This window comes from Microbacterium sp. B24 (assembly GCF_000333415.1).
Classification (GTDB): Bacteria; Actinomycetota; Actinomycetes; order Actinomycetales; family Microbacteriaceae; genus Microbacterium.
Genome location: NZ_BADB01000404.1, coordinates 1 through 5,882, shown reverse-complemented (window position 1 = coordinate 5,882; position 5,882 = coordinate 1). Strand labels below are relative to the sequence as shown.

5 protein-coding genes are annotated in these 5,882 nt (G+C 71.2%); all 5 read left to right on the top strand.

The window, feature by feature from the left end:
* Positions 1 to 766 (top strand): transglutaminase-like domain-containing protein (locus I5I_RS12095; RefSeq protein ID WP_036319903.1); only part of this gene is annotated, 766 nt, incomplete at its 5' end.
* Positions 767 to 1,111: 345 nt separating this feature from the next.
* Positions 1,112 to 2,779 (top strand): arginine--tRNA ligase, encoded by a 1,668-nt coding sequence (locus I5I_RS12090; protein ID WP_036319900.1) that lies wholly within the window; start codon positions 1,112 to 1,114, stop codon positions 2,777 to 2,779.
* 1 nt (position 2,780) lies between these two features.
* Positions 2,781 to 3,620, top strand: coding sequence for an LmeA family phospholipid-binding protein (locus I5I_RS12085; protein WP_036319897.1), 840 nt, complete (start codon positions 2,781 to 2,783; stop codon positions 3,618 to 3,620).
* 183 nt (positions 3,621 to 3,803) lie between these two features.
* A complete protein-coding gene (lysA, locus tag I5I_RS12080) occupies positions 3,804 to 5,252 on the top strand; it encodes a diaminopimelate decarboxylase (protein WP_036319894.1) in 1,449 nt (482 codons plus the stop codon).
* Positions 5,249 to 5,882, top strand: a 634-nt coding sequence (locus I5I_RS12075; RefSeq protein ID WP_036319891.1) for a homoserine dehydrogenase, incomplete at its 3' end; no start/stop codon positions are given. The genes lysA and I5I_RS12075, both read left to right, overlap by 4 nt.

The window sequence follows — 5,882 nt, the reverse complement described above, 5'->3', positions numbered from 1 at the left end:
CACCGGCCCCGTTCTGCGGGAGGAACTGACGTTCACGCAGGGCGATCGCGTGTACACGCCCACCGAGATCATCGACCAGTCCGGCAGCCGCCTGCACCGCCTCCTCGGCGAGGCCGGCCGCCTCGAGGTGCGCTACGAAGCCCTCATCGACGGCCAGGTGGCGCAGCGCGCCACGAGCGACCTCGAAGCCATCACGTACCTGCGCCCCAGCCGCTACTGCCAGTCCGACGAGGTGTTCTCGCAGGCGCGCCGCCAGTTCCGCGGCCTGCAGGGGCTCGAGCTGATCACGGCCGTCAGCGAGTTCGTCGCCTCGAGCACGACCTACACCCCGGGTCTGAGCCAGGGCACCGACTCGGCCGTCACGACCCTCATGACCGGACAGGGCGTCTGCCGCGACTACGCGCACGTCGTCATCGCGCTGCTGCGGGCCATGGACATGCCCGCCCGTTACGCCGCGTGCTTCGCCCCGGGCCTTCGCCCCATGGACTTCCACGCCGTCGCCGAGGCCTACCTCGACGGCAGCTGGTACGTCATCGACGCGACCCGCCTCGCCAATCGCCGCTCGCTCGTGCGCATCGCCACCGGCCGCGATGCCGCCGACTGCGCCTTCCTCAGCTACCACGGCGGCTACGTGGGCCTGCAGCGCATGCGCGTCGACGCGTGCGTCCTGCCCGATGATGCGGCCGATGTCGAGGCGCAGGATGCCGCCGCGGCGGCATCCGACCCCGCCCTCGACGACTTCGCCGAGCTCGTCCAACTCGTCTGATCCGCACCGGGTGCCGCCGGGCCGGCGTGCACAACTCCGCCTGAATCGGCCCCGGCCGCGCGGTTGGGCGCCTCGCGCCCTTCTCAGATGGAGTTGTGCACGCGCCCCGGTCCGCGGGCGTGCGGGGGCGGAGCGGGGCGGTCGTGCCGTGGCCGCACCGGCCGCCGCCGGGCCGGCGTGCACAACTCCGCCTGAATCCGCGCGGACCGCGGGGTTGGGCTCCCTGCGCCGGCCTCAGACGGAGTTATGCACGCCATCGGGGATCCCACAGGCCCGCGCGCCGGCGCGGATGCCGAGGGACGCGCGCAGGCTGCGGACAGCGGGCGCCCGTAGACTTGACGGGCTATGAATCCCGATGCCCTCGCCGCCGCCCTCCTCGCCGCCATCGCCCCGCTCGCCGAGGCGCGACGACCCGGCGCGAGCGCCGGGCTGACCGCGGCCGACTTCCCGCTGGAGCGTCCGCGCAACCGTGATCACGGCGACTGGGCGTCCAACGCCGCTTTGAAGCTCGGAAAGGCCGTCGGTGCCAACCCGCGCGAGTTCGCGCAGGAGATCGCCGACGCGCTCGCCGCGACCGACGGCGTCGCCAGTGTCGAGGTCGCCGGGCCGGGGTTCATCAACATCCGCCTCGAGGCGGGAGCCGCCGGCGCCCTGGCGAAGACCATCGTCGACGCCGGCGCGGCCTACGGCACCAACGACAGCCAGCGCGGACAGAGCATCAACCTCGAGTTCGTCAGCGCCAACCCCACCGGGCCCATGCACATCGGGCACACCCGGTGGGCAGCCCTCGGCGACGCGATCGCCCGCGTGCTGCTGGCCAGCGGCGCGACGCTCGTCCGCGAGTTCTACATCAACGATGCGGGCGCGCAGATGGACCGCTTCGGGCGGTCGGTGCTCGCCGCGATCAAGGGTGAACCGACACCCGAGGACGGCTATCCGGGCTCGTACATCGGCGATCTCGCGAGCCGCGTGCGCGCCGAGCTGCCCGGAATTCTCGATCTGTCCGACGACGAGCAGCTGGTGCAGGCGCGTGACCGTGCCTACGCCCTGCAGCTTGCAGATCTGCAGGCGTCGCTCGAGAAGTTCAACGTGCACTTCGACGTCTTCTTCAGCGAGCGCGCGCTGCACGCCCACGGCCCGAACGGCGAGCCCAGCCTCGTCGACGAGGCCGTCGACCGCCTCCGCGCGCAGGGCCACGTGTTCGAGCAGGACGACGCCATCTGGGTGCGCACGACCGACTTCGGCGACGACAAGGACCGCGTGATTCGTCGTTCCAACGGCGAGTACACGTACTTCGCCTCCGACGCCGCGTACTACCTCAACAAGAGCGACCGCGGCTTTGCGCACAAGATCTACCTGCTCGGCGCCGACCACCACGGCTATGTCCACCGGCTCAAGGCGCTCGCCGGTGCCGCCGGCGACGACCCCGACAAGGACATCGAGGTGCTCATCGGCCAGCTCGTGTCGGTCAACGGTGCCCGCCTGTCCAAGCGCGCCGGCAACATCATCGAGCTGGACGACCTCCGCGACTGGCTCGGCACCGACGCGCTGCGGTACTCGCTGGCGCGCTATCCCGCCGATTCGCCACTGACCCTCGACCCTGAGATCCTCACGAAGCGCACGAACGACAACCCGGTCTTCTATGTGCAGTACGCACACGCCCGGACGCACAACGTCGCTCGCAACGCCGCCGACTCCGGCGTCGATCGCAGTGTCTTCGCGCCCGAGCTGCTCGACCACGAGAGCGAGTCGGCGCTGCTCGGAGCACTGCAGGAGTTCCCGCGCATCGTGGCCTATGCCGCCGAGGTCCGCGAGCCGCACCGCGTCGCCCGCTATCTCGAAGAGCTCGCGAGCCTCTACCACCGCTGGTACGACAACTGCCGCGTCACGCCGCTGGGCGACGAGCCGGTCACCGACCTGCACCGCACCCGCCTGTGGCTCAACGACGCCACCGGCCAGGTGCTGCGCAACGGCTTGGACATGCTCGGAGTGAGCGCGCCGGAGCGGATGTGACGTGAACGACCAGCACCCCACGCAGCCGCTTCCGGACCCGTCGGCGCGGTGGGTGCTGTCGACGGATGCCGCGGCATCCGCCCCGCGACGGCGAAGCCGCCGCTGGCCCTGGCTGATCGCCGTGATCGCCGTCGCGGTGCTCGCGACGGGCGCGTGGTTCGCGGGGGAGTACATCGCCCGCGGCATCGTCGAGCGGACGATCCGCGATCAGATCGTCTCGCGCCTGGACATCCCCGCCGACCAGCACGTCGACGTGGATGTGCGCGGCGCGGTGATCCCGCAGCTGATCGGCGGACGTCTCGACGACGTCACGGTCTCGGCCGCCGATGTGAGCCTCGGAGCGCTGACCGGCGACGTCGAGGTCCACGCGGCCGGGGTGCCGATCCGCGGGGACGCGCCGCTGACGAGTGCCGCCGCGACCGTCCGCCTCGACCAGGATCAGGTTCGTGCCCTGCTGGGCACCGTCGACGGGTTTCCCGCGGATGCCGTGACGGTGGAGGCGCCCGACATCGTCATGTCGACGGAGCTGAAGGCGTTCTCCCTCTCGGTGCCCGTCGGCGTGAGCCTCACGCCGTCGGCATCAGGCGGCGATCTCGTTCTCACCCCTCGCACCATCCGTGTCTCGGGAGCCGAGGTGTCCGCCGATGTGCTGATCGACCAGTTCGGAGCGCTGGCGCGCACCGTGGTGCGCGACTGGAACGTGTGCGTGAGGCAGTACCTGCCGGCCGGGCTCACGCTCACCGCCGTGCGCGTGGACGGCGCGCAGGTGGTCGCCGACATCGCCGTGGACCCGCGGATCACCGTCGATGCCGCCCTGCAGCAGAAGGGAACGTGTAGCTGAGCGGGCGGTGACGGCGGCGCGGAGCGTCTCGACGCGCTGCGCTCGCTCACCGACCGGGGCACGCGGGCACCGACGGGAGGGCGTCACATACGCGGGCCGGTATGCGGCGGTGCCCTAGACTTCTAGGACTGCCGGGCGTGACGTCACCGACGGCAGCCCGACCCCACACGATTGGTTCCGCACGTGTCCGCCGCCTCCGACCGCCCGCTCGTGCCCGCGTGGCTCGCCGAACCGGCCGACGCCAACGCGCTCGCCCCGCTGGTGTGGCCGTCCTCGGCCGCGCGTGACGACGACGGCCAGCTCGAGATCGCCGGCGTCGGCGTTCGGGACCTGCGCGCGCGGTTCGGCACTCCTTTGTACGTCCTCGACGAGGACAGTGTCCGCTCACGCGCGCGCGAGGTGCGTGACGCCTTCACCGCGGCCGCGGCCCGTCGCGGCGTGCAGGCACGCGTCTACTATGCCGGCAAGGCGTTCCTGTCGACCGACGTCGTGCGCTGGGTGACCGAAGAGGGCCTCGCGGTCGATGTGGCCACCGGAGGAGAGCTCGCTGTCGCGCTCGCCGCGGGTGCTGACCCCTCCCGCCTCGGCCTGCACGGCAACAACAAGTCGGTCGCCGAACTCGAACGCGCCGTGGAGATCGGCATCGGCTCGATCGTGATCGACTCGCGGATCGAGCTCGAACGACTTGCCGCCATCGTCGAGCGGCGCCTCGCGGACGATGCCGCTCCCCAGGCGGTGCTCGTCCGCGTTAACAGCGGCGTGCACGCGGAGACGCACGATTTCCTGGCGACCGCGCATGAAGACCAGAAGTTCGGCTTCGCTCTGTCCGACGCGCCCGCTGTCGTCGCCCGCATCCGCGAACTACCGGGCCTGCGCTTCGTCGGCTTGCACTGCCACATCGGCTCCCAGATCTTCGGCACCCGCGGATTCGAGGAGTCCGCTGCGCGTGTGGTCGACCTCCACGCGCAGCTTCTCGCCGGCGGTGAGATCCCGCTGCTCAACCTGGGCGGCGGTTTCGGCATCGCGTACACCTCCGTCGACCAACCCACGCCCATCGCCGACCTCGCCGACGGCATCGTCGAGGCCGTCGCGCGCGAGTGCGAGGTGCGCGGCATCGCGCTGCCGAACCTCGCGTTCGAGCCGGGCCGCACCATCGTCGGACGCGCCGGTGTCACGCTCTACGAAGTCGGCACGGTCAAGCCCGTCCGCGCCAGCGACGAGGTGACCCGTCTCTACGTGAGCGTCGACGGCGGCATGAGCGACAACGCCCGACCGGCGCTATACGGCGCGCAGTACTCGGCGCGCCTCGCCTCGCGCACGTCGGATGCCGCGCCCGCCCTGTCGCGCGTCGTGGGCCGTCACTGCGAGTCCGGCGACATCGTCGTCGACGCGGAGTACCTCCCCGGCGACATCACACCCGGCGATCTCCTCGCCGTGCCCGCGACCGGCGCATACTGCTTCTCGCTGTCGAGCAACTACAACTACGTGCCCCGTCCGCCGGTCGTCGCCGTGCGGGGCGGCACCGCCCGCGTGATCGTCCGCGGCGAGAGCATCGATGACCTGCTGGCGCGCGATCTGGGGGTCGCGACCCCCGCATCCGCCGACACGTCCCCGGCCGAGGAGAAGGAATGACCGACTACCGTCGACTGCGCGTGGCCCTGCTCGGAGCCGGAGCCGTCGGATCCCAGGTGGCCGACCTCCTGCGCAAGCACGCCGACGAGCTCTCCGACCGTGCCGGGGCGGCTCTTGAGCTCGTGGGGATCGCCGTACGCAACCCCGACGCTCCGCGCGACGCCGATCTGCCGCGCGAGCTGTTCACCACCGATTCGGAACAGCTGATCGTCGGCGCCGACATCGTCATCGAGCTGATGGGCGGCATCGAGCCCGCGCGCACCGACATTCTGCTCGCGCTGTCGTCGGGCGCCGATGTCGTCACCGCGAACAAGGCGCTGCTGGCCACACACGGCCCCGAGATCTTCGACGCTGCCGACCAGGTGGGCGCCTCCGTCTATTACGAGGCCGCCGCCGCCGGCGCCATCCCGATCATCCGCCCGCTGCGCGATTCGCTGGCCGGCGACCGCGTGCAGCGCATCATGGGCATCGTCAACGGCACGACGAACTACATCCTCGACCGCATGGACACCGAGGGCAGCGAGTTCGCGGACGTCCTCGCCGACGCGCAGCGGCTGGGCTACGCCGAAGCCGATCCCACGGCCGATGTCGAAGGCTTCGACGACTCTAGAGGATCCCCGGGACCGAGCT

Excerpts from the sequence above, each read along its gene's own strand:
- I5I_RS12090 (WP_036319900.1), top strand. The coding sequence starts at position 1,112 with ATGAATCCCGATGCCCTCGCCGCCGCCCTCCTCGCCGCCATCGCCCCG.